Genomic DNA, 25,098 nt, shown 5'->3' with positions numbered 1-25,098 from the left:
CTATTTAAAATTTGTTTATTCTGTTGATATCTGTGCTTAGCTCTATTGCTTGCCAATATGGTTTAACCCGGCGTAATCCACTTAAGTTTGAACAGAGCTAATTAGAACTTGTTATACTTTACTCAGGCCATACTTTTTCACTTTTTCAATTAGAGCTCTATGCTCTGGCAATTGAGTAACAAGTGATTTACTGTGTTGATCAAGTTGATTAAAGAATGCTACTGCTTTAACAGTTTCATTTAACTTATGTTTGATACGGTCAATGATGTATTTACTTTCGATGACTGAGGTTTGGATTTGTATGCTGGCGTGGCTATATAGCTTGATTAGATATAACGCACTTACCCATCTGGATGAACTACCATCAACGATTGTGATGGATTTTACAATGTGATTTTTCATAAAGCCTCATAAAGAGCGGCAGCGCTTTAATCGCCACCGCTATTCAATTTAGCTTAATGCTGCTTTCTTCGTTACTAAACGATTGATTTGATGCATTGAGTTTAAGTGGGCATAAATTGGACCAATTAAACCACGCTTGCGAAGATCTAAATAATCTTCATCAGAAAGTTCATTAAGCTTCTTTTCATCAACAAGGTATAAACCATTAATTTGGATTTTTTCTTCTTTAACGGTAATTTCCAAATTTTGCTGAACCAATAAATCTTTTTCTACTAAAACTTCAGTGAACATTTTAGTCATATGTGTGTGCTCTAAGTACTTACCTAGCGCTTCTTTGCGTCTAGCTAAAAACTCTGTTTCATCACCGTTATCATCAAACAGTGCGGCACCGTCTTCTTCATTTACTACTTCGTTTTCAGTGGCAATTACCACCATAAACTTATCTTCTTCTTTGCCATCAGCCACTAATGCTAATGGAAAGTGAGTTACTACAGCAGGAACGTAAGTACCTTCCCAACGTTCAGTCTCGGTATATGCGTTTTCACCAGGCTTCACACCAAATAGTGCTACTGGTTGAAAACTACCTGAATCTGAGTTTTTAACAAAACATACAGGAAATTCTGATCCGGCTCTTGAAAACTCGTGTACTACTACCGGAGCTAAATGCTGACCTTTAATATGTGCAAAGTTGCTTTGTTGTTTAATTTTGATTTTGCCGTGAATATTTTTATTCAATGGCTGAATGTTTTGTTGGCTCATTTTACTACTCCCAAAATGTAGACCTTTTTTTAAATGTGAACGTAAGACTAAACCGAGGGATTAAACCAATACAAGTGATATTTACAATTTAGATAAAAAAAGGGGAGAAAAACTCCCCTTTTTACTACTTTTAGTCCAAATTAGAACGTTAAGTTTACACCAGCAACAAAACGTCGGCCGTTTTGATAAACTGACATTAATCGCGCTGGATCAGTATTATACTCAATCACTTCTTCGTCGCTAATATTTACCGCTTCAAAACTTAAACTTACGTTCTCAGTTAGTTTATATGAAGAGCTGAAATCTAACTGACCATATTCATCATTCCATACTTCATCACCCGAAAAGTGCAGACCTTTGTACCATTCAGTTCTGAAGTTATACATTAAACGAGCACCAAATGTATCGTTCTCATAGTATGCTGTTACGTTATACATATGCTCAGAAGCACCTTCAACCAAGCCAGAACCAGCAACCATTTCATCACGAGTTTGGTCTGTATCAGCATTCGTATAAGTATAGTTAGCTGATAAACCGAAATTACCGAATGCTTGTTGGTAACCTAATTCGATACCGTCAGTCGAACCACCTAAACCGTTATCCGGTCGAGTAAGTGTTACATCAACCAATTGGTCATTTTCTTGATCATAGAAAGGTTTAACTGTTGTGCCGCTGGTACGGTAACTTTGAATGTCTTTGTAGAAATAAGTTACTGACAATAATGCAGATTCATCAAAGTACCATTCCCAAGCCATATCAAATTGATCGGCAATTTGTGGATCTAAGTTAGGGTTACCTGCTGTGCCTGTAGGAAACTCAACATTAAGTGCACCCGTTGTTTCAATTGGGGCTAAGTCTGAGAAGTTAGGGCGAGCCATAACTCGTGCAGCGCCAAATCGAACGATTTGATCTTCGGTAACATCGAATGCGATATTAAAGCTTGGTAAAATTTCAGTGTAGTCGCGATCTTCTGTAACCCATTCCATATATGTTGGTGTTAACCATTCTCTATCAACGGTATGGAATCCCCAAGAGTCTTGGCTGAAATTATAACTAGACGATTCTTGTTCTGTTTGAACAACACGGATACCTAAGTTACCGCGGAATCCGTCACCAGAGAAGTTACCCTGAGCATAAAGAGCTAAAATGGATTCATTGATATCCCAAATTTCACTTAATACATTACTTACGGCATAATCTGCTGGAACGTCACCGTAGCCATCAAATGCAAGAGTCATAAATTGCGAACGAGAACCTTTTAATTGCTCTACAACGTTGCCGTTAACAACATCGTCAGCTACCTTATGACTACCAGTTGATTGCCCACAATCTGCAAGTGTAGGACATTGTTCAAAGATCCATTCCATATAATTTCCCTCAACGCCTTCAGGAAGCGTTTCAGGACCATGCCAACTATAGGCTTGACGACCTTGACTTCTATCATGATCGCGATATTTAATACCTGTTTTAATTTCATAAAAAGCACCGTAATCAACATCAAATGTTAAATCTAACTGTGCGTATGTTTCTTCGTCAGTCGTTGGTTTGTTACCACCCCAAGTCCAGTTTTGTCCCCATTGTGAACCGTCTAAAGGATCAACACCGATATCGATTGAAGGCGTGCCTGATAAATCAAATGCATAGGTTTTATTTGCATCATCAACGTTAGGAACAAAAGACCATGAGGCTTCGTTATATGTGCCACCTTCAGCTTCAGTTGTACCGACCTGTGCATGGATGCTGTATCCGTCACCACTGTAGTTCATTTCTAAGTCATATGACGATGTTTCAGTGCTAGATTCACGGTTAATGAAATCCCACTCGTAAGAGCCTGCAGCTGTTACTTCACCAGCGTAAATATTGTTACCGTTTGACTTGGTATTTACTAACGTATCTAAGTTGTTCTGTGGACGGATTAATAAATTCACATTTGCGTTATTGGCATCCATCGATGAATCAAGAATATTTAGCGTAAAATCAAGGTTGTCACTTGGCGCATATTGAATCGATGCAAAAATAGTTTCACGTTCACGGTCTTGAATAAAAATTGGGTTACCAATGTCTTTCGGTGCTTTCATGCCGTTGGCATCAGCAGGTGTCCAACCTAGCACTTCAACGCCTTCACGTTGAACTGTACGATCTTGTTTTGTAACCGAGACTAAAACACCGAAGTTTTCTGCTTCGTTTTTCCAAGAATATAAGGCGTCAATTTGCGGGTCAGTTTCTTCAGATGTTTCAGAGTATTGACCTTGTAAGCCTATGCTTATATGGTTAGCGTCTAACTCAAGTGGTTTACGAGTATTCATAACCACAGTACCACCGATTGAACCTTCATCGATACTTGCTTCAGGTGTTTTGTATACTTCTAGTCCTTTTACCAATGAAGACGGTAACAATGTAAAGTTAAAACCACGTGAAGGGTTATCAAGAATAAACCAATCCGCAGTAGCGACATTTTGGCCGTTTAGTAGAGTTCTATTTTTGGTCGGGCCTGCACCACGTATAGTGATTTTTTCACCTTCACCATACTCACGACTTACCCCCACACCAGTGATGCGAGATAACGATTCGGCAACATTTTTGTCAGGAAACTTACCAATATCTTCAGAGGTAATTACATCAACAACTGAATCTGAAAAACGTTTAGCATTGATATTTTCTTTCATGCTGCCGCGAATACCACGAACTTCTATAACTTCAACATCTGATGCAGCTTCTTCAGCCGCTAAGACAGGTGCACTAGCACCGGTAATCACCATGGCAACAGTAGTTGCTAGGATGTTTTTTTGGAATTTGAATGATGACATGTTTTCTTACCCTTAAGATTTTATTAATTATTGTCACTACTACTCAGCGTTATCGGATGTTTAATCAAATACAGTTAACTTGGTATCTCTTCAACCCGATCTGACAGCGCTGTCATTTATTTTTGACAGCGCTGTCAAATGCTTGATAAAAACCATAACACAGAAAAAAACAATTTGGCTACAATAAATTTACATTTTGTTGCATATTCATACAATTTACCTGTGTAAAAACATCACAAAGATAATTTTTATTCGTTATTTTTCAATGCCTTGAGGTATTTATAAAAAGTTCCAAAAACAACAAAAAAAAATGTAATCAAGATACGTTTTTTGGTGTTTTATACTTTTTTACATAGGAAAAAGGAAATTTTTTAGTGATATCTTTAAGTTTTTCAGGCGCTTTTCAATAAAGTCGACTAAATTTGAGGAAGATGTATTATTTTTTAAATATCGACTATTAAATTACTATCTAGAACAAATAAAAATTTAATAATCAATGTTTTACATCATGTTTAAAAATGAAACTTGGTGTTTCATTATTAAACAGCTCACTTTTATTTAATAAATAAAAATAAACATAGGAATATAAGTATGACTTTAACAAATAAATTGGCCGCTGAGTTTTTCGGTACATTTTGGCTAGTATTAGGTGGTTGTGGTAGTGCGGTATTAGCCGCCAACGTCGATTTAGGCATTGGTTACGTAGGTGTTTCTTTGGCCTTTGGTTTAACCGTTATGACCATGGCTTATGCAATTGGTCATGTTTCTGGTTGTCATTTAAACCCTGCGGTATCGTTTGGTTTATGGTCGGGTGGACGTTTTCCTGCTAATGAATTGCTGCCTTATATAGGTGCACAAGTAATTGGCGGTATAGCAGGGGCAGCTGTTTTATATAGCATAGCCTCAGGCGCCCCTGGATTTGATGTTGCTGGTGGTTTTGCCTCAAATGGTTACGGTGCGCATTCGCCAGAGAGTTATTCAATGGTAGCCGTGTTAATTGCTGAAGTTGTGATGACCTTTATGTTCTTGATGGTTATTTTAGGTGCGACAGATAAACGAGCTCCAGCAGGTTTTGCACCTATTGCGATTGGTTTATGTTTAACCTTAATCCATTTAATTACTATCCCTGTAAGTAACACATCAGTAAATCCGGCTCGTAGTACCGGTGTCGCGGTATTTGTTGGTGACTGGGCAACTGCGCAGCTTTGGTTGTTCTGGGTTGCACCGATTGTTGGCGCGCTTCTAGCGGGTAAAGTTTATAGCTGGGTTTCTGCAGAGAAATAAGCTACCGATATAGATATTCTATATTTAAAACATTAAGTTAAAAACATTAAGTTAAAAACATTAAAAAGGGTGAAGCTAAGCTCCACCCTTTTTGTTTATCTATCGAGCCAAAATAACTTATGCTTAGCTAGCTAAAGCTTTATAATGCTTAATTAGGTTGGCGGTAGAGCCATCATGATCAGCACAGCTACTGTCAGAATTTAATTCATCTTCAATATTAGCGGCAAGCCCTTTACCTAATTCAACGCCCCACTGATCAAACGAACAGATTTGCAGTAAAATCCCTTGGCTAAATATCTTATGTTCATACAAAGCAATAAGTTGACCAATGGTATGAGGCGTGATTTTACTCATTAATAAAGTGTTCGTAGGTCGATTACCTTCGTGCACTTTGTGCGGCGCAATTTTATCAATAACTTGCTGTACTCGCCCTTTCGCCTTTAAATCTTGCCTTACTTGTTGTTCATTAACGCCGGTCATTAGTGCCTGCGTTTGCGCAAAGAAGTTAGCCATCAAGGTGGTGTGATGATGTTTTAGACCTGATACCGGCTCTATCGAGCCGATAAAATCCGCCGGCACAACATTATTACTTTGATGCAAGTATTGATAAAACGCATGCTGCCCGTTTATACCTAACTCACCCCAGATAGATGCCACTGTCGCGTATGGCACTTGCTCACCATGCCAGTTTACCGATTTACCGTTACTTTCCATTTCTGCTTGCTGCAAATAAGCGCTAAGCATGTGTAAACTTTGATCGTAGGGTAAAATTGCTTGTGATTTAAAACCAAGGAAGGTGCAATTAAACAAACTGATCAATGCCAATAACACCGGCGCATTTTGATCAAAAGGCGCATGTTTAAAGTGCTCATCCATTTCATGGGCACCTTCAAGTAACTGGATGAATTTTTCAAAACCGATATCAAGGGCAATAGGCAACCCAATGGCTGACCATAGTGAAAATCTACCGCCTACCCAATCCCACATCGAAAAGATGGAATCGCCGTCAATACCAAACTTCATCGCATTTTCCTTATTCGCAGTCACGGCAACAAAGTGCTTAGCAATCGAGGCTTTATCCTGACTTTTATTTAACAACCAAGCCACAGCAGTATTGGCATTGGTGATTGTTTCTGTTGTGGTAAATGTTTTGCTGGAAATTATGAACAATACTTTTTCAGGATTTAGCGGTGCCAATACTTCGCTGATTTGTGTGCCATCAACATTTGAAACGTAATGCACATTCACACTTTGGTCACTTTCATGCTTAAGCGCTTCAGTCACCATTTGTGGTCCAAGGTTTGAACCACCTACACCAATATTAACGATGTCCGTAATTCGTTTATTCGAATAACCTAACCAACTGCCCTGTCGCACCTGTTGCACAAAGCCTTTCATTTTTTCAAGTTGAGCTTCGACTTGCTCAGTAACGTTTTCACCGTCAAGCATAATTGGAGATAGCGAGCGATTTCGTAATGCGGTATGCAGTACTGCACGGTTTTCCGTTAGGTTAATACGCTCGGCATTAAACATCTTTTCACGCCAATGGGATAATTGAACGTCATTCGCCAGCTCAATTAGGGTATCTAAGATTTCTTGGTTGATAAGGTTTTTTGAGTAATCAAATAACATGTTGTCTAACTTTAAAGAAAAGTTATCAAAACGATCTGGGTTTTGCTCAAACAATTGATTCAAGTGGGTACTTTTGATGTCTTCGGCTAAAGACTGTAGTTTTTTCCAACTGTTTAATTGTGTGCGTGAAGTCATAGAAATTGCCTATAGAACGATTAATTTGCAAAATTGAAACTATAAACTAGAGTTAAATGACAGCGCTGTCAATTCATTTTCACTTAATGTAGAATAAAAGTTAACGGCCGATTAACAACAGTAACGATCAAAATTCATAAACATTTGCAATGTTTTGGTATATAGTCCTGCTATACATTAACTGAATTGCAGATACAGAGAACAATAATAATAAGGCGAATAAATGAAAGTAACGATTAACGATGTTGCTAAATTATCAGGAGTGTCAATTAAGACTGTCTCCCGCGTTATCAATAAAGAAGCTTCAGTTAGACAAGCAACGCGGGAAAAAGTACTCGCAGCAGTATCTGAATTAAATTACCAACCCAACTTAGCTGCTAGAAGCCTTGCTGGCACTAGCTCTTATACGATCGCTTACATTTACGACAACCCAAATGCCTATTACATCATTGATATGCAAAACGGTATTTTGAATGAATGTCGTAAGCAAGATTTCGAACTTGTCATTCACCCTTGTAACTCGAAGTCAGGCGATATTGTCGACGAAATTTCCAATATGATCAGGCATTCTCGTATCGCAGGTGTTGTGCTCACCCCACCGTTTTCAGAAATGGAAGATGTGATCCAGAAGCTACATGATATGGGTGTTAAATTTGTTCGTATTTTTTCTGGTAATAAATCAAAAGATAATTTATCTAGCTGTATTATGGTGAATGACTTTGATGCGTCTTATGAATTAACCAAACATTTGATTGAACTGAAGCACAAAGACATCGGTTTTATTTGTGGTGGAAAAGAGCATAAATCAACTGACGAGCGACTTAATGGTTATAAAGCCGCCCTTACTGATCATGATATTGCCATTAATAATGACTATATCGTCGATGGTGAATACAGCTTTGAATCAGGTGTAAAAGGCAGTGAAGCGTTGCTTCAATTAAAGAATAAACCGACTGCGATTTTCGGCTGTAATGATGAAATCGCCGCTGGCGCACTATTTGGTTCACGTTTACAAAATATCAAAATACCAGATCAGCTCGCCGTAGTTGGTTTTGAGAATTCGCCGTTCTCACGTCAGACTTGGCCTCAAATCACTACCGCTGATCAGCCAAACCAAACGATTGCAGAAAATGCGACATCGATGTTAATCAGTGATATTCGTGGTACCAACAAAGAATTAGTGTGCGAACAGTTTGTCCCTAAACTGGTTGTTCGTGGTTCTTCGAATAAAGAAGAATAATAACTTATCGGCTATTGGTAGCCATAGCCCCGCAAAAATAAGCTAACAGTATTTTCCAGATACTCTGTGATCTGCTGTTGGCTCAATTGAAGTTCAGTATTATATTCATTACGCATGACCGACTCGCCTTTAACAATCGCGAGAAATTGAATGGCCGCTTGGTGACTATCAGTAATATCGAGTGTGCCGTTTTTGCGATAACCTTCTAACAATGCTGATAACTCTTTAATAACAGGCTCAGGACCTGCGGCAAAAAATAGGCGCGATATCTCTGGGTTAGATTTAGATTCTGCGATACATGTTCGATGTATCGCCATGCCCTCTTTTGACAATAACAGTGCGACGAATTCATGAGCAAATTCCAGTAAGGTTATTTTAGGATCATCAATATTAGTTCGTTCACTTATGGCTAATTTAAATGCCTCACAACGATTGGCAATAGCAGCCTGAAACAGCTCATCTTTACTACCAAAATGGCTATAAACGGTTTGTTTAGACACGTTGGCCATTTTAGCAATACCAGCCATCGACGAAGCAAGAAAACCTTTGTCGCAAAAACACTCGGTCGCTGCCGTTAAGATCAGTTGCCTTTTAGAATCACTTTTACTGCGAACTTTAATTTTATTCAATTTCTCTAACTCTGTTTTTAAATCAACATTTTACACAGAAGGTATATCACAACTGTAACCAATCTTATGACTATTTGTTATAAACTGCAACAAAATAGACTGGACAGTCTAGTTTGATCATACTAAACTAGACCGAACAGTCCAGTTTAACAACTCGATTGTACGACTAATTCTTCAAAATGATTAAGTGACCAGTTCGATGATATTTAAGTTAAACAATTTTCCGCTCAGCAATAGAAAGACTTCTTTTATTGTCACCTTTATATTTTTGGCCGTGCTATTGCTAATAGCTGGCTGCGGCGAAGATCCGACAAAGAGCAGTAGCAAGATTATCGATTCATCTCAGCCTTTCTATCATCAAGTACAAAGTGAAGCTTTGGTTAAACAATCGAGTTACTTAGTCAATCGAAAGTTTGCCGGCACTGTGGTTAGCAAGCAAACCGCAAGTTTAAATTTTGAAATCCAAGGTCGCGTTGACCAAGTACTCGTAGATGAAGGCGCTAAGGTTGAACAAGGTCAATTACTTGCGCAACTTGATAGTGAATTATTGTCAATCGAGTTAAAGCAACTCAAGGCGCAGTTAATGCAAGTCAGCGCCGATATGGATTTAGTGAAAGCAAACTTAACTCGCAACAATTCTTTATTAGAGCAAGGCTATACGTCTGCACAAAGACTCGATGAACTCAATGCCCAGCAAAATGTATTATTGGCTAATGAACAGCAATTAAATGCCAGTATAGAAGCAAAACAATATCAAATTAACCACAGTCAAATACGCGCGCCATTTGCCGGAACGGTTAACAAACGAATGATCAATAACGGTGAAGTGGTTAACCAACAAATTATTGCCTTTGAAATTCAACGCCGTGGAAACAATGAGTTAAAAGTGGGCGTACCTAAATCCTTAATTCCATACGTTAAAGACCAAAAACAGTACCACTTAAGCATTAACGAACAAGATTATATTGTTGATAATCTAGCGATAAATTCGAATATCAACTTGCAATCAAGAACCGTGCAATTACGTTTCGAACTTGTTGATAATATTGAGGTTTTTAACAACCAAATTGCCTATTTCAAGTTTCAACAAGAGCACCAAGAACAAGGGTTTTGGGTACCATTAGCGGCACTCACTGATGGTATTCGTGGTACTTGGAACATTTATATATTAAAGCCTCTAGAAAATGATCCAGAGCTGTTTGAAATTAAAAGCCACAGCATAGTGCTACTGCATAGCGAACAAGACAAAGCATTTATTCAAGTTGACCTACCTTCGGGCACCGAAATATTAAAATCAGGCATTCAGCGCTTTGTTCCAGGTCAGAAAGTTAGAAAAAGCAAAACGGTTATCAATACCGCGTTAGCACATTAATTAGGGCCTTTTATTATGATTGAATTATTCGTAAAAAATGGCCGCTTGATGGTGCTGATGATTGCCATCATTATTGTCGCCGGCTTAGCATCACTTAGTGTCTTGCCACGCGCTGAAGATCCAACGATGGTAAATCGCGCCGCCAGTGTTATCACGCCTTTTCCAGGGGCGAGTGCTGAGCGTGTTGAAGCGTTAGTTACTGAAAAAATAGAACAAAAATTAAGACGCCTTGCGGAGATAGATTACTTAGAATCAACTTCACGACCTGGTATCTCAGTTATTCAGGTAAAACTCAAAGGCGAAGTTTCCGATTCTGATCCGGTTTTCTCTCGTATTCGAGACTTACTAAATGATGTTGACCACGAACTTCCGCAATCCGCAATGTCGCCTATTTTGGAAGATGAACGAAGTTTTGCTTATACGCAATTGGTCGCGGTTAAATGGGCCGATGATAGCCCGGTTAATCAGATAATTTTAGGTCGTTACGCCACAGAATTAAAATCTCAACTTAGGCTAGTAAGTAACACTGATATTGTTGAAATTCATGGCCAAAATGATGAAGAAATACTGGTTGAGCTAAACCAGCAATTAGCAGCGCAATCTAGCATTTCATTGCAACAAGTGAGTAACGCGATTGCTCGAGCCGATGTCAAAGTGCCGGCAGGCAAACTGGTTAATGATTACAACCAAATGCAAATTGAGCTCACCGGTGCTTTAATATCACTTGATCGCATTAGAAACATCCCGATTTATTCAGACAGTAATAGCTCTTTGTTAGTTGGTGATGTTGCCAATATAAAACGCCAAATTATTAGTCCCCATGACGAAGCTGCGATTATTAATGGAAGACCTGCAATCGTTGTCGGTACGCGCATGTTAACCGGAGTACGTATTGATCAATGGTCAATTAAAGTTGCTGAAAAAATCGCGGAATTTGAACAGTCGCTGCCAGAAAATATTGAATTGGAAGTACTGTTTGATCAAAACACATACACCAGTGTGCGCCTATCTGATCTGGTTAATAACATCTTTATTGGCTTTGGCATAATAGCAGCTGTGTTATTAGTCAGTTTGGGTTTTCGCTCTGCTTTGATTGTTGTTGCCTCACTACCCCTTACTGTTTTCTTTACGTTGTCAGTAATGAACTTTTATGGCCTGCCTATTCACCAAATGTCGGTCACTGGTTTGGTCGTTGCCTTAGGCATAATGGTCGACAATGCGATTGTAATGACCGACACAATACAGCAAAAGAAGATGAAAGGTATTCGCGGTTTACAAGCGGTACTAGAGTCGGTAAAACATTTGTGGATGCCACTAATGGGCTCAACATTGACCACGGTTTTAGCGTTCATGCCAATCGTATTAATGCCTGGTGATGCTGGAGAATTTGTCGGTGGTATAGCGTTAAGTGTTATTTTTGCGCTAATTGGTTCGTATATAATTTCTCATACGATTGTCGCAGGACTATCAGGGCGATTTATTAAAATTGATAACAGTAAAACAGGTTGGCTATACCAAGGTATTACCTTGCCTAAGTTGCATGTTTTATTTGAAAAGAGTTTAGCGAAATCTTTGCATAAGCCTAAGCTAACCATTGCTATTGTGCTATTACTGCCAATAGCAGGTTTTTTCAGTGCGTCACAATTACATGAGCAATTCTTCCCGGCATCCGACAGAGACATGTTTCAAATAGAGTTGTATATGCCAGCGCAAACGAGCATTAATGCGACGACCACAATGACTCAGCAAATATCAGAATACTTAAATCAGTATAACGAAATAAAGGCATTAAACTGGTTTATCGGTAAATCTGCACCATCGTTTTATTACAATTTAATGAGCTCCAAAGATGGTATGCAAAACTATGCGCAGGCTATGGTTAGCGCCGCTGATTTTGAAGTTGCAAATAAATTGATACCGCAGTTGCAATTTGATTTAGACAATCATTTTCCAGAAGCACAAATATTGGTACGCAAGCTTGAACAAGGCCCTCCTTTTAATGCACCAATTGAGATCCGGCTATTTGGTCCGAACTTAGATATATTGCAAAGCAAAGGTAATGAGATCCGTAAAGTATTCTCTGAAACTGATCATATCATTCACTCGCGCGCCACATTAATGCCGGGAACCCCAAAGGTTTGGCTTGAAGCTGATGAAGAAACGGTGAATCGTTTAGGACTTAATTTGGCCGATATTGCTAATCAGTTGAACTTGGCATTAGATGGCAGTAAACAGGGTTCGGTCATTGAAGCAACGGAGTCTATCAACGTTCGCGTAAAAATTGCCGATAGCGAACATCAAAGTATTAATGATTTAGCCAACTTCCCGATTGTTAATAATAAGGACGGCAGTAGTTTTCCATTATCCGCGGTAAGTAAATCTGTCGTTAGTCCAAGTCGCGGTGCTATTCCACATCGAGACGGTATGCGCGTGAACGTTATTGAAGGTTATGTTAGAACTGGTGTATTACCGTCGATGGTACTGGCTGAAATACAGCAAAAACTTGAGCAACAAGATTTTAACCTACCAAACGGTTACAGCATACAAATAGGCGGTGAAAGTGGCGCTCGTGATGAGGCCGTTGGTAAATTAATGAGTAGCGTCGGCATTATTGCCATACTACTTATTACGGTTGTTGTGCTGTCGTTTAACTCTTTTAGAATTTCGAGCATTATTTTTATTTCAGGTTTTATGTCAACGGGCTTAGGGTTATTAAGTGTGTATATGTTTAACCATCCGTTTGGTTTTACCGTGATCATTGGCTTACTTGGCCTTATGGGGCTAGCCATTAACTCTGCCATTGTAATATTGGCAGAGCTCAAGGCAGACAGCAAAGCAATCAGTGGAGATAACAATGCCATCATACATGCGGTATTAAGTTGTACTCGTCATATTAGCTCGACAACCATCACCACTGTCGGCGGTTTTTTACCACTGATACTTGCCGGAGGTGGGTTTTGGCCACCGTTTGCGATTGCGATAGCTGGCGGTACGGTGTTAACTACCCTACTTTCATTCTATTTTGTGCCGGCAATATTTTGTCTGATGAGTAAATCAAAACCTTTTGAACAAACAAATACTGTCATGGCTTAAACAGCGTAAAATTGCAATTTTATGTTACCAAACCGCGGTAATCGTGATCAGAAATAACACAAATTGATGACTCTTTAAGCAATCGGGCAAAAAGTAGCATTTATTTGAAAAAAACAGTTGACGGCGGCAAGGCAGATTTGCATAATACGCCGCACTTGTTTGAGGCAACTTAAATAAGTAATGTTATGGCTACATAGCTCAGTTGGTTAGAGCACATCACTCATAATGATGGGGTCCCAGGTTCGAGTCCCGGTGTAGCCACCATAACATTAACATTGCGGACGTGGCGGAATTGGTAGACGCGCTGGATTTAGGTTCCAGTATCTTGCGATGTGAGAGTTCAAGTCTCTCCGTCCGCACCATTTACTATTAAGCGAAATAGTAAATCCATTGGATTTAGGTTCTCCTAATACCATTGGCAATGTGAGTGTCAAAACTCTCAATCGCACCATTTACTTTCATTGAAGGTAAATTGCCAGAATACATTGTAGGGGTATAGCCAAGCGGTAAGGCAGCGGGTTTTGATCCCGTCATTCAGAGGTTCAAATCCTCTTACCCCTGCCACTTCTTTTCGAAAGATTGTGGCGGAACAAACAATGTAAGAAAGCAGAAAACACTGCAGGGGTATAGCCAAGCGGTAAGGCAGCGGGTTTTGATCCCGTCATTCAGAGGTTCAAATCCTCTTACCCCTGCCACTTTTCTTATTAAGTAAAGTGGCAACAAAATAAAGCTGTTATCAGCTTTTTTTTTGCTCTAAAGAAAAGTAAAAATTTGTATGGCTACATAGCTCAGTTGGTTAGAGCACATCACTCATAATGATGGGGTCCCAGGTTCGAGTCCCGGTGTAGCCACCATACAAATTAAATTGCGAAGTAACTTAAGTATTAGCGGTAGACGCGCTTATGTTATTGAAGTGATAAAAATCAAATTGCGGACGTGGCATGGGTATTAGCGGTAGACGCGCTTGTGTTATTGAAGTAATAAAAATCAAATTGCGGACGTGGCGGAATTGGTAGACGCGCTGGATTTAGGTTCCAGTATCTTGCGATGTGAGAGTTCAAGTCTCTCCGTCCGCACCATTTGATATCTATATAGAAAAACTCCGAAGATATTTTCCTATCGAATCTTTCTCCGGAGTTTTTTTATGCCTAGAGTTAGCTGAATAGCTGAACTATAAATCCATTGGATTTAGGTTCCTCTAGCACCATTGGCGATGTGAGAGTTCAAGTATCGAAGTCCGCACCATTTGATATCTATATAGAAAAACTCCGAAGATATTTTCCTATCGAATCTTTCTCCGGAGTTTTTTTATGCCTAGAGTTAGCTGAATAGCTGAACTATAAATCCATTGGATTTAGGTTCCTCTAGCACCATTGGCGATGTGAGAGTTCAAGTATCGAAGTCCGCACCATTTGATATCTATATAGAAAAACTCCGAAGATATTTTCCTATCGAATCTTTCTCCGGAGTTTTTTTATGCCTAAAATAAAATTAATAAATAAACCATTAACTTGCTTTTAATCACAATAAAAATCGACTTTCCCTTGCGGTTTACATTGTTTTGGAAAACCATTGTTTTGCCAATATTTCAACACATTACTTTTCTTGATAAAAGAGTGGAATTGTGGCGATTGTCGATAGTTATATAACGACTTATCCCACATAGACAAAGTAAAAGGTAAAGCATCATAGTCTCCGATATACAATAAAATCATTCTTAAATAAGTCGGTTCTGATACTCTATTACTTTCACTAAAACGCTTTATGTCAGTAATTAACTCAGTATAAATCTCCCCTGGATTTCTATAAGCATCATACAATTCATCATGTCGTCGCCAGCCGAATAAAACCGTTTGTAAATTGGTCACAGATTTAAATACAAGCTCTTTATTTAATCGGGCGAGTAATGGCAGGAAATAACTCGCTTGATCAAGTTTCACAAGGCCTGAATCTAATGCATCAAGAAACGCTTTTACTGCTTCGTCGTCAGTGCCCATATAACCAAGCATCACCATTTGATTATCAACACACGGCGTATAATAAGGCTCATATTCAATACACTGTTTAAAACTTTTCAATGCCTCATCTAATTCGCCAACCGACAAATAAGACAATCCTTGCCAATTTAATGCTGAAGCACTGGTTGGCTCGATTGAAAGTGCTTTTTCATATAATTCAAAAATCTCTTCCCAATTATATTGCGTTCTAAGATCAACGTTACTGTTGTACATCATTAATCCCATGGCGGCGAAGGCAGTCGCACTATTAGGATTCAAACCAATTGCTGTTTTGGCATATTCAACTGTCAACCTATCTACGTTATCAATTGAATTGTCACTATATCCATATTCAACCATTAATGACTGTAATGCAGATCTTATTCCCCATGCCTTTGAAAAATTAGCGTCTTTATCGATAGCTTGAACCAATAGTTGATCTGCGATATCTAAATCGATTCGAGCATGAAATAGTGTCCTTGCTTTTAAATATAATTCGTATGCATCTAAATTATTAGTCGATTTATCTACTTTAACGGCGATTTGATTGGTACCAAGAACATCGCTTAATGCCTGAACAATTGAACCCGCAATTTCATCTTGGATTACGAATACATTCTCTATATTTAAAGGTCTATCGTAGGTGTCTGACCATAAGTGTTTGTCATTAGTTGAATCAATTAACTGAGCCGTTACACGGATATTGTCTCCAGCTTTTCGAACCGATCCTTCTACGACGTAACGTACTTTTAACTCTTTTGCGATAGCAGGGATCCCTATATCTCGACCTTTAAATTGAAATGATGATGTGCGTGAAGACACATCCAATCCCGGGACCTTTACCAATACATTTAATATTTCCTCTGAAATCCCATCAGAGAAAAAGCTTTGCTCTTTATCTGAAGACATATTTTCAAATGCCAAAACGGCAATAGAAATAACTTTAGAGATTGATGCTGGTGTATGCTCCGCAGCGACTTCTGGCTGCGTTAAAGTATCAGTCTCAAATCGACTTTCCCATACGAAATACAGTAAGGCGACTGATAATAATGCAATAATCGTGTAATCAAGATAACGGCCGGTTTGAGGAGCAATAGATTGACTGCGATCCACATCCGCCTCGCGCTTAATACCATCTGGTGTGATTTCAAAGGCCCAGGCGAAAAATAAAGCAAAAGGAAAGCCTATAAGACCAAAATAGAATACTAAAGAATTTACCCAATCAGGTAAATGTAACGCAGGAACTGCAATACTCGTTACTTGTATAACTATCCAAGCAAGTACCAAATAGCTGACACCTACTCTAAATACATTACGTCTTTTTAATTCTTCAAATAGCGATGCAGACAATTGGGGCCCTGTTTTAATTATTATTCCATCATCAAAATATAGTGTTGAAACAGTAATTTAGCAAAGCGCGAGGAGGATAAAGAATAAACAGCTGTTGTATTTTTTAGGCAACAATTCGATAAAACGAAATTGTTTTGAAATAAAATATTAAAAATAATTAAAAAATGCTTGCGCTTTTACTAACGATCCCTATAATTCACCTCGGATTGCGGACGTGGCGGAATTGGTAGACGCGCTGGATTTAGGTTCCAGTATCTTGCGATGTGAGAGTTCAAGTCTCTCCGTCCGCACCATTTAAACTCCTAAGTGAATTTACTCAAATTTGCTTAGGAGTTTTTTATGCATGAAAGAAAGTATGTCTACCTTCGGGGAATTTAAACCTATGTTCGGGTTAGGTATTGTCACAAATTTGACGTTAACTATGTGAAAAGGTTAAGGTCGTATAAGAGCGAAAAGCGGACAGAGAAACACATTATGAAATCTAAGATATTAACAATATTAATTACATCATTCACGTTATTTGCATGTGATGGTGATAACGGTTCAACAGGTACCGCAGGAGCTTCAGGGGAACAGGGACCTCAAGGAGTAATGGGAGAGCAAGGTGTTCAAGGGGAGTCTGGAATAAACTGTTGGGATTTAAATCTTAATCGAGTTAATGAAGCAGATGAAGATGTTAATAAAGATGGAGCTTGGAATGCTTTCGACTGTACAGCGAATGTAACTTCAAGTCAGACCTCCGAAGTAATGTATAGTCATCAGCAGTTTTGTGAAGCATTTGCTAATTTAGGCCAGTATCCTGAAGGTTGTCCTTCTGATACTCATACAATGCCTACAGGTACGATCACAGAAATGAATTCAGCTCAATTCTTTGAAGATGAAATGGGTAACTATAATAGCTGTAGCGCTTCTCCAGAAGATGGCCTACTAACCATTAAACACCGCGAATCAACAAATGCTGATGGTACGCCATCACGCCAGGCTTGGTTCGAAGTTAAAGGCGCGTATATCGCAAAAGAACAAATTGTATCAATCTTTGATGAAATTAACTCTTCTGCATGTAAAACTATTTGTGAAAATGATAGTAAGTGCGTAGCTGCGAATGCAAGTAAAAGTACAGATGAAGCATTTTCTTGTAGAATTTTTTACCATTCAGATACTGTTGATAAATATGAAAAAATTTGTGGTGTAGATACCGATTTTGCAAATGCTGCGGAGCTTTGTATTCTTTCTCTAGGTGGTTCACAACGATGGGCTTCTATGTGTCAATAGAGCTATAGTCTGAAGCACTTTTAAAGATAACACTAATATAGCTGTGCAAACGCATAGCTGTTTAGTGGCTTCCTCATAAATTATCACTTTATTCAAAACAACTTCCGTCTCTGATTGGCACAAAATTGCCGTTCATAGTCACCTTAAAACTGGAGAAGATTCCACCCAAAATCACGGTGGAATGACGTGGCTAATTGTTTCTACTTTTGCTTAAGGTAGCTGGCGGATAATGGCACAAAACCACCATACAAGATTAAGATACTTCTTATTTTAATCTAGTAATCAGTCGCCAGCATGGTGGTGGATGAAATCAATTGCGTGTTTATTAAATTCCGCCGGTTTTTCAACATTACATACATGACCGCAATCTTGAATTTTTATCAGTTTGCTATTTTCATGGTGAGTCACCATGTCGATTACCGGTGTGATAAACATATAATCATTGGCTCCCATCAAATATAAAACAGGCTTGGTCAATTCATTTTTTTTGTAATGCTGCATTAAAGGGTTGACCCCATTGGCTAGTTTAAACCAACGTTTAAACTCTTTTTGACAAAGCTTTTTGGCATCTTTAATAAATAGGCTTCGAGCTTCAACTTGGCCTTTTTGGGGCATTAAAATATAGGCAAACAATCGATACAACCACATATAGGGAATTACATCTTTAAATAGATTTCCCAGTTTTACTAGTGCTAAAGAGCGAACATCAAAGCGTGTAATTGCTCCGCCCAATATCATAACGTCTACTCTACTTGGGGCGATTTCGGCAAGTTTATGGATTAGGATAGTTCCTAAGGATATACCGACAAAATGTGCTTTAGTGATTGAAAGGTGGTCTAGTATTTGAATAATGTCTAAAGAGACGTCATTAAAAGAGTATCCTCTTCTATTACTGGCTTTCGCGGTAAAAGAGGCCGAACGGCCATGACCGCGCAAGTCGATTAGCAATAAATTAAAATGCTTCTTAAACTCTTTGATTTGTTTAAACCAAATACTTGAACTTCCACCAGCACCGTGGACCAATACAATCCATTCCTTGCTTTTAGATTGCAAATACGTCTTATGGTATAACAGCGATGTAGTCATAATATTGCCAGATAATTGTTTATAAACCGCAAGCGTATTTCAGCGCTTTTTGCTTCAACAATGGTACTCGATGAGCTGCGAACATTCCGATATTACGTAGCAGTTTTATTGGCGTAGACGGGTTATTAAAGGTCGCATAAATAGCATCCATTGCGCCTTGCATTACTAAATTATCCGGTTTACGTTTTTGTTGGTAACGTTGTAATACTTTCGCATCATCAAAGTTTTCACCATCACCAATCGCTTTGGCAATAACACTTTGCAATGCCGCAACGTCTTTAAAACCAAGATTAACGCCCTGTCCTGCTAATGGGTTTATAGTATGGGCACTATCCCCTAACAATACCACTCTGTTTTCAACGTATTGGTTGGCGTGACGACGTGTAAGAGGAAACGCTCCTTTATCCTTAACCACTATGCTGCCTAGCTTGACAGGAAAGTGCGCAGCTATTTCATCTTGAAGTTGTTCGTTAGTGAGTTTAACTAAGCGATTAATTTCATCACGAGAGTCGTACCAAACCAACGAGCCGTTATTGCCAGGCATCGGCAAAAATGCCACTGGTGCTCCATTGATAAATTGCTGCCACGTTATATCTTGTTGTGGGAGTTGCGTTTCAACATTGATTAACATGGCACTTTGCTTATAGTCCCAGCCTGTCGTGCCAATGTTTGCTAGTTGCCGTACTTTTGAGTTTGCACCATCGGCGCCGATAAGAAGTTTACTCGTGATATTTTCATTATTAAGCTCAACGGTAATTGATTCTGCAGTCTGTTCAAAACCAACGAGTGTCTGAGGGCAATATAAATGGATGTTTGCTCGAGTCTCAATTTGCTGCCAAATTGATAATTGGATCAGACGATTCTCAATGATATGGCCTAAATGACTTTGGCCAATCTCATCGCTATTAAATTCTGCATAAGCGATATCGTCTTCAAAAACCCCAAGACGTTTATAGGGACAGGTGCGCCATTCACTGATTTGTTGCCAAGCTTGTAACTGCTCAAGTAGTTGCTCTGAGGCGACTGAGATTGCAGAAACCCGTAAATCAAAGTCCTGTTCGCGATCAAATGATTTTGGCGTATGTGCTTCAACAATCGCGACACTTAATCCAAGATCAGAAAGTGCTAATGCTGTCGCACCACCAACCATTCCACCGCCAACGATCACACAATCGAAAGATTTCACTGATTCATTACTCATAATATTGCAGGTTTTTATCAATTCTAACTAAGCCACAGATGAATACCAAGCGATTATCTCGCTCGACTAAAAATAATTCTTTATTGAAAAATAAACCCACAACCAACATAAACCATTGTTTTTAATGTTTTTTAATGTCATTTTTTGACCTTGTCGACGAACTACATGAAATCAGCGATAAAGTGCAATTTGTAAAATGAATGTAACAAAAGTTCACGAAACACGGTTGTTGAAACATATTCTTACATCCATTTTGCAACGTTTTTTCCAGTTGCTGTATCTTAATAGGTAACACATTGCAGAGCAGAAAGAAGTCGCTTAGCAAAATAGATTTACAATACATATATTAGGAAATCACTATGAACATTTTAACTAAATCATTAATCGCTATATCACTTGTTTCTTCGTCTACTTTTGCTCTTGCAAATACAGCGGACCCTCAAATGCCAGTATTTGAAGTTACTTACGTTGAAAATGTTGACGTGGTAAAACAACAAACACGTCATTTATTACAACAAATGGACTATAAACTAACACTAGACATCAGCCGTCAAGCTCGCAATAGCATTGAAACTGAAATACTAAACCTAGCGCAAGAATCAAACTTATATGCGATTTCTGCAAAGGCTCAAACAACTAAGTTATACAGTGAATAAGGTTGAGCTATAACAACCGCTTCACCAAAAAAGAAAGTCACTACCTTAGCCCATTCATATAAAAAATTAAGATGATTGGGCTTTTTCTTTATTCATTCCGCTATTTCTTCGCTTATTTAGGCGAATTAACGACAAAATTACAAATTAAAACACCGCTTTTGCTAGCACCAAATGTGAAGAAAGAGTAAAATACGCCCCCTTTTGTGCATTTAGGCACAAAATCGATTTATGTTTAAGCAAGATTTGGTGGGCAATCAAACAATGAGTAAAAAACTTTATATTAAAACCTGGGGCTGTCAGATGAACGAGTATGACTCGCAGAAGATGGCTGATTTATTAGATTCCACTCACGGCTTCATAGAAGTTAAAGAGCCGGAAGAAGCAGACGTATTATTATTGAATACCTGTTCTATCCGTGAAAAAGCCCAGGAAAAAGTTTTTCATCAGCTAGGTCGCTGGAAAAACATGAAAAATGATAATCCAGAATTAATCATTGGTGTTGGTGGTTGTGTTGCATCTCAAGAAGGTGATGCAATTCGTCAACGTGCACCATTTGTAGACATTGTTTTTGGTCCGCAAACCTTGCACCGCTTACCTGAAATGATTAACCAAGTAAATGGTGAACATACCTCAGTTGTCGATGTAAGCTTCCCTGAAATTGAAAAGTTTGATCGTTTACCAGAACCAAAAGCTGAAGGCCCAACAGCGTTTGTTTCAATTATGGAAGGTTGTTCTAAGTACTGTACTTTCTGTGTTGTTCCATATACTCGTGGAGAAGAAGTTAGCCGCCCGCTAGACGACGTACTTTATGAAATTGCTCAACTTGCAGAGCAAGGTGTGCGTGAAGTTAACCTACTAGGCCAAAACGTAAATGCTTACCGTGGTGATACTCATGATGGTGATATTTGTCGTTTTTCTGATTTGTTACGCCTAGTTGCAACGATTGATGGTATTGACCGTATTCGTTACACCACATCACACCCTGTAGAGTTTACCAACGACATAATCGAAGCGTATAACGATATTCCAGAACTTGTAGATCATTTACATCTACCAGTTCAAAGTGGTTCAGATCGTATTTTGAATATGATGAAGCGTAACCACACTGCAATTGAATACAAATCTAAAATCCGCGCCCTTAAAAAGGTACGTCCAGAATTATGTATGTCTTCTGATTTCATCATCGGTTACCCAGGTGAAACAGATGCAGATTTTGAAGCGACAATGAACTTAATCAAAGCCATCGATTTTGATTTAAGTTTTAGCTTTATCTACAGTGCCCGCCCAGGTACTCCAGCGGCTGATGCGATTGATGACGTAAGTGAAGAAACCAAAAAACAACGTTTGCAAATCTTACAAGACCGAATCACTCAACAAGCATTATCAATTGCTCGTCGTATGTTAGGCACAGAGCAACGTATCCTAGTTGAAGGTCCTTCGAAAAAGAACCCGATGGAATTACGTGGCCGTACCGAAAATAACCGTATAGTTAACTTCGAAGCGCCACATACTGTAATTGGTCAATTTGTCGATGTTGAAATTACTGATGTCTATTCAAATTCATTGCGTGGTAAGTTAGTACGTACTGAAGATGAAATGGGCTTGCGTATTGCGCACTCTCCAGCGGACATCCTTGCTAACCAACATCACGGTAAGCCAAATTATGAAACTGATGATTTAGGTGTTGCGACATTTACGCCATAATCTAATTAATACCTTAATTAACAATGTAGAACGTTGATTTAACAATTAAAAATAGAGATACGATTGAGTAAAGATAATCAAAGCCACGAAGTATTACTTGAGCCATTAGATAATAATCGACTGGCCAACCTTTGCGGACCACTAGATGATAACCTGCGTAAAATTGAGCGCCGTTTAGGTGTTGAAATTGGCTATCGTGGCAACAAATTTAAGATACATGGCAAAGAGCAAGTGTGTGTTGCTGTTGTTAAACTACTTAAAGATCTCTATGTTCAAACTGCGCCAGTAAAAGGCAAAGTCGGCACAGTTTCAGCAGAAGAGCTGCACTTAGCTCTGACTGAACTAAACATGCTTGAACAAGAAACCGCAGAAACCGCTGCAGAGTTTGATCAAATGGTTACCATTCGCACCAAGCGCGGCGTGATCAAACCTCGTAACGAGAACCAAGGCGAATATGTTCAAAATGTTTTAACAAACGATATCAGCTTTGGTGTTGGTGTCGCTGGTACTGGTAAAACATACCTTGCAGTAGCCTGCGCCGTTGATGCATTAGAGCGTCAAGAAGTTCGACGCATACTATTGACTCGTCCAGCCGTTGAAGCTGGCGAAAAGCTTGGATTCTTACCAGGTGATTTATCTCAAAAAGTTGATCCTTATCTACGCCCTCTTTATGACGCATTATTTGAAATGCTTGGCTTTGAAAAAGTAGAAAAACTGATTGAGCGTAACGTAATCGAAGTTGCACCACTTGCTTATATGCGTGGCCGCACATTAAACGATGCCTTTATTATTCTTGATGAAAGCCAAAATACCACTGTAGAACAAATGAAAATGTTCTTAACTCGTATTGGTTTTAATTCAAAGGCTGTCGTCACCGGAGATATCACTCAGGTAGATTTACCTAGAGGCCAACGTTCGGGTCTGCGTCATGCAATTGAAGTGTTAACTGACATTAAGGGGGTGAGCTTTAATTACTTCCAATCTAAAGACGTCGTTCGTCATCCAGTGGTTGGTCGCATAGTAGAAGCGTACGAGCGTCACGAAAGTGTCAATACACCTAACGCTGAGTACAAACGTTAATGGCAACCATTACCCTTGATATCCAACGTCCGTATCAAACTGAAAACCTACCATCAGATGAACAATTTCAGCAATGGGCTGACATTGCGCTATTGCCGTATAATAAAGATTTTGAACTAACAATCCGCGTTGTAAACAACGATGAATCCCAGCAACTTAACAAACAATACCGTGATAAAGACAAACCGACTAATGTATTGTCTTTTCCCTTTGAAGTTCCTGATGGGATCGAACTTGATCTATTAGGCGATCTAGTAGTTGCAGCTGACGTAGTTTCAACCGAAGCTATTGATCAGAATAAACAAATTCATGCTCATTGGGCGCATATGATCATTCACGGATGCTTGCATTTGTTGGGTTATGATCATATAACACAAGATGAAGCAGAAGAAATGGAAGCAATAGAAATACGATTGATGGCCGAACTTGGTCATAATAATCCGTATATTGCCTCTTAATATTAATTAATACAGGAATTAAAAAAGCTCTATGAGCGACGACAACCCCCATTCTGGAAACGGTTCTTCGAAAACATTAATGGAAAAGATTGTACAAGTCTTTACCGGAGAGCCGAAAAACAAAGAAGAACTAGTTGAAGTGCTAAATGATGCACAAGACCGAGATTTAATAAAACCCGCTACTAAGCAAATGCTTGAAGGCGTTTTAGAAGTTAGTGATATGCGCGTTCGCGATATCATGATCCCTCGCTCACACATGGTAACTATTGATATTGAGCAGTCAGTATCAGAATTTCTGCCAACAGTTTTAGAATCTGCACACTCACGTTTTCCGGTGATAAATGATGACATTGATCATATCGAAGGTGTATTGCTGGCTAAAGATCTATTGGCCTATGGTTTTAATGCCGATGCCGCAGAGGTTTCTTTAAAGGATATTATTCGTCCAGCGATTATTATTCCAGAAAGTAAAAAGGTTGAACCTTTATTAAAAGAATTTAGACAACAGCGCTACCACATGGCTGTTGTTGTTGACGAATATGGTGGAGTTTCAGGTCTAGTTACCATCGAAGATATTCTAGAGTTGATTGTTGGTGAAATCGAAGACGAACATGATGACATGTTAGAGCGCGAAATTCGTCACTTAAGCGGTAATGTGTATCAAGTTAAAGCACTAACTGAAATTGATAACTTTAATGAATATTTCAATGCTGGCTTTAATGAAGAAGAAGCCGATACCATTGGTGGTATTGTTATTCATCAGTTTGGTCACATGCCAAATCGAGGCGAAAGCATAAATATTCTTGGCTTTGAATTTAAAGTTGTATCAGCCGATAAACGACGTATACAACAACTTCAAGTGGCAGTGCCAAAAGATCACGAAGTAAATGGCAAACTTGCTGACGATCGTTAGTAAAAAGTGTCATCGATATTAATAAAGT

18 protein-coding genes and 7 tRNA genes are annotated in these 25,098 nt (G+C 38.9%); 17 read left to right on the top strand and 8 right to left on the bottom strand.

Features of this window, described 5'->3' with window-relative positions:
- Positions 1–111 precede the first annotated feature (111 nt).
- The 3 genes from LT090_RS05260 to LT090_RS05250 all read right to left on the bottom strand — a co-directional run bounded on the left by LT090_RS05260 (position 112) and on the right by LT090_RS05250 (position 3,968).
- Complete coding sequence (locus tag LT090_RS05260) at positions 112–402, bottom strand: hypothetical protein (RefSeq protein WP_068546892.1); 291 nt, start codon at positions 400–402, stop codon at positions 112–114.
- A 48-nt stretch (positions 403–450) separates the two neighbouring features.
- Complete coding sequence (locus tag LT090_RS05255) at positions 451–1,161, bottom strand: SapC family protein (RefSeq protein WP_068546893.1); 711 nt, start codon at positions 1,159–1,161, stop codon at positions 451–453.
- A 140-nt stretch (positions 1,162–1,301) separates the two neighbouring features.
- Positions 1,302–3,968, bottom strand: a complete 2,667-nt coding sequence (locus LT090_RS05250; protein WP_068546894.1) for a TonB-dependent receptor — start codon at positions 3,966–3,968, stop codon at positions 1,302–1,304.
- Between the two features lie 591 nt (positions 3,969–4,559).
- Here LT090_RS05250 and aqpZ point away from each other — a divergent pair.
- Positions 4,560–5,252, top strand: a complete 693-nt coding sequence (gene aqpZ / locus LT090_RS05245) for an aquaporin Z (RefSeq protein WP_068546895.1) — start codon at positions 4,560–4,562, stop codon at positions 5,250–5,252.
- 123 nt (positions 5,253–5,375) lie between these two features.
- Here the strand turns inward: aqpZ and pgi are convergent, their stop codons facing one another.
- Positions 5,376–7,019 (bottom strand): glucose-6-phosphate isomerase, encoded by a 1,644-nt coding sequence (gene pgi / locus LT090_RS05240; protein WP_068546896.1) that lies wholly within the window; start codon positions 7,017–7,019, stop codon positions 5,376–5,378.
- A 223-nt stretch (positions 7,020–7,242) separates the two neighbouring features.
- On the opposite strand from pgi, the gene LT090_RS05235 reads away from it, so the two are divergent.
- Positions 7,243–8,259: a LacI family DNA-binding transcriptional regulator gene (locus LT090_RS05235; RefSeq protein ID WP_068546897.1), complete on the top strand. Its 1,017-nt coding sequence runs from the start codon at positions 7,243–7,245 to the stop codon at positions 8,257–8,259.
- 11 nt (positions 8,260–8,270) lie between these two features.
- Here the strand turns inward: LT090_RS05235 and LT090_RS05230 are convergent, their stop codons facing one another.
- Positions 8,271–8,888: a TetR/AcrR family transcriptional regulator gene (locus LT090_RS05230; RefSeq protein WP_068546898.1), complete on the bottom strand. Its 618-nt coding sequence runs from the start codon at positions 8,886–8,888 to the stop codon at positions 8,271–8,273.
- Positions 8,889–9,087: 199 nt separating this feature from the next.
- Here LT090_RS05230 and LT090_RS05225 point away from each other — a divergent pair, with 199 nt between their 5' ends.
- The 8 genes from LT090_RS05225 (at position 9,088) to LT090_RS05190 (ending at position 14,432) form a co-directional block, all read left to right on the top strand.
- On the top strand, positions 9,088–10,260 hold the full coding sequence (locus LT090_RS05225) for an efflux RND transporter periplasmic adaptor subunit (protein ID WP_068546899.1): 1,173 nt from the start codon (positions 9,088–9,090) through the stop codon (positions 10,258–10,260).
- 15 nt (positions 10,261–10,275) lie between these two features.
- Entirely contained in the window at positions 10,276–13,353 is a 3,078-nt protein-coding gene (locus LT090_RS05220; RefSeq protein ID WP_068546900.1) for an efflux RND transporter permease subunit, read from the top strand.
- A gap of 187 nt (positions 13,354–13,540) precedes the next feature.
- A tRNA-Met gene (locus LT090_RS05215) sits at positions 13,541–13,617 on the top strand.
- A gap of 13 nt (positions 13,618–13,630) precedes the next feature.
- Positions 13,631–13,715, top strand: a tRNA-Leu gene (locus LT090_RS05210).
- Positions 13,716–13,842: 127 nt separating this feature from the next.
- Positions 13,843–13,917, top strand: a tRNA-Gln gene (locus LT090_RS05205).
- 56 nt (positions 13,918–13,973) lie between these two features.
- Positions 13,974–14,048, top strand: a tRNA-Gln gene (locus tag LT090_RS05200).
- A gap of 82 nt (positions 14,049–14,130) precedes the next feature.
- Positions 14,131–14,207, top strand: a tRNA-Met gene (locus LT090_RS05195).
- A gap of 140 nt (positions 14,208–14,347) precedes the next feature.
- A tRNA-Leu gene (locus tag LT090_RS05190) sits at positions 14,348–14,432 on the top strand.
- Between the two features lie 438 nt (positions 14,433–14,870).
- Here LT090_RS05190 and LT090_RS05185 read toward each other — a convergent pair.
- Positions 14,871–16,700: a tetratricopeptide repeat protein gene (locus LT090_RS05185; protein ID WP_068546901.1), complete on the bottom strand. Its 1,830-nt coding sequence runs from the start codon at positions 16,698–16,700 to the stop codon at positions 14,871–14,873.
- Positions 16,701–16,908: 208 nt separating this feature from the next.
- Between LT090_RS05185 and LT090_RS05180 the strand changes: the two genes are divergently transcribed.
- Both LT090_RS05180 and LT090_RS05175 read left to right on the top strand, forming a co-directional pair.
- A tRNA-Leu gene (locus tag LT090_RS05180) sits at positions 16,909–16,993 on the top strand.
- Positions 16,994–17,174: 181 nt separating this feature from the next.
- A complete protein-coding gene (locus LT090_RS05175; RefSeq protein ID WP_068546902.1) occupies positions 17,175–17,972 on the top strand; it encodes a collagen-like protein in 798 nt (265 codons plus the stop codon).
- Positions 17,973–18,254: 282 nt separating this feature from the next.
- On the opposite strand, the gene LT090_RS05170 is transcribed toward LT090_RS05175, so the two are convergent.
- Both LT090_RS05170 and LT090_RS05165 read right to left on the bottom strand, forming a co-directional pair.
- Positions 18,255–19,058, bottom strand: coding sequence for an alpha/beta fold hydrolase (locus LT090_RS05170; RefSeq protein WP_068546903.1), 804 nt, complete (start codon positions 19,056–19,058; stop codon positions 18,255–18,257).
- Between the two features lie 19 nt (positions 19,059–19,077).
- Positions 19,078–20,259, bottom strand: coding sequence for an FAD-dependent monooxygenase (locus tag LT090_RS05165; protein ID WP_198360695.1), 1,182 nt, complete (start codon positions 20,257–20,259; stop codon positions 19,078–19,080).
- Positions 20,260–20,618: 359 nt separating this feature from the next.
- Here LT090_RS05165 and LT090_RS05160 point away from each other — a divergent pair, with 359 nt between their 5' ends.
- The 5 genes from LT090_RS05160 (at position 20,619) to LT090_RS05140 (ending at position 25,070) form a co-directional block, all read left to right on the top strand.
- Positions 20,619–20,915, top strand: coding sequence for a hypothetical protein (locus LT090_RS05160; RefSeq protein WP_068546904.1), 297 nt, complete (start codon positions 20,619–20,621; stop codon positions 20,913–20,915).
- 261 nt (positions 20,916–21,176) lie between these two features.
- The gene (miaB, locus tag LT090_RS05155; RefSeq protein WP_068546936.1) at positions 21,177–22,619 is read left to right on the top strand and encodes a tRNA (N6-isopentenyl adenosine(37)-C2)-methylthiotransferase MiaB; all 1,443 of its coding nucleotides are present in this window, start codon (positions 21,177–21,179) and stop codon (positions 22,617–22,619) included.
- Between the two features lie 63 nt (positions 22,620–22,682).
- Positions 22,683–23,699, top strand: a complete 1,017-nt coding sequence (locus tag LT090_RS05150; protein ID WP_068546905.1) for a PhoH family protein — start codon at positions 22,683–22,685, stop codon at positions 23,697–23,699.
- On the top strand, positions 23,699–24,157 hold the full coding sequence (gene ybeY, locus LT090_RS05145; RefSeq protein ID WP_068546906.1) for an rRNA maturation RNase YbeY: 459 nt from the start codon (positions 23,699–23,701) through the stop codon (positions 24,155–24,157). Before LT090_RS05150 ends, ybeY begins: the two co-directional genes overlap by 1 nt.
- A 31-nt stretch (positions 24,158–24,188) precedes the next feature.
- Positions 24,189–25,070 carry an HlyC/CorC family transporter gene (locus LT090_RS05140; protein WP_068546907.1) on the top strand — a complete coding sequence of 294 codons (882 nt, stop codon included), beginning with the start codon at positions 24,189–24,191 and terminating at the stop codon, positions 25,068–25,070.
- Positions 25,071–25,098: the final 28 nt, after the last annotated feature.

Origin of the sequence: Thalassotalea crassostreae, assembly GCF_001831495.1 — a bacterium.
Lineage (GTDB): Bacteria > Pseudomonadota > Gammaproteobacteria > Enterobacterales > Alteromonadaceae > Thalassotalea_A > Thalassotalea_A crassostreae.
This window is presented reverse-complemented; position numbering and strand designations above follow the sequence as displayed.